This is a genomic window from Allobosea sp. ASV33 (assembly GCF_016428755.1).
Classification (GTDB): Bacteria; Pseudomonadota; Alphaproteobacteria; order Rhizobiales; family Beijerinckiaceae; genus Allobosea.
On the sequence record NZ_JAELTI010000250.1, the window covers coordinates 1 to 322 of the forward strand.

The 322-nt window shown below is 74.2% G+C and carries 1 pseudogene; it reads right to left on the reverse strand.

What is annotated here, in order from left to right:
- Positions 1 to 198 precede the first annotated feature (198 nt).
- Positions 199 to 322: pseudogene (locus tag JHD80_RS27375) on the reverse strand (exodeoxyribonuclease VII large subunit); the annotation flags it as partial.

A 322-nucleotide genomic window follows, 5' to 3' on the forward strand; every position in this document is an offset into this window, starting at 1 on the left:
CCCCCCCCCCCCCCCCCCCCCCCCCCCCCCCCCCCCCCCCCCCCCCCCCCCCCCCCCCCCCCCCCCCCCCCCCCCCCCCCCCCCCCCCCCCCCCCCCCCCCCCCCCCCCCCCCCCCCCTTTTTCATGCTCCGGCGACCACCGAGATCTACACCGAAGGTTAATCGTCGGCAGCGTCAGATGTGTATAAGAGACAGGGTCTCACCTTGCACCCTCACCGGCCAGACCAGGACATGGCGGGGAAAACGATCCTCGAGGCGGTGCAGAATGTCACGGATCACCGCGCCGGTCGGCGAAGTCACGACGCCAATGACCGAGGGCAGA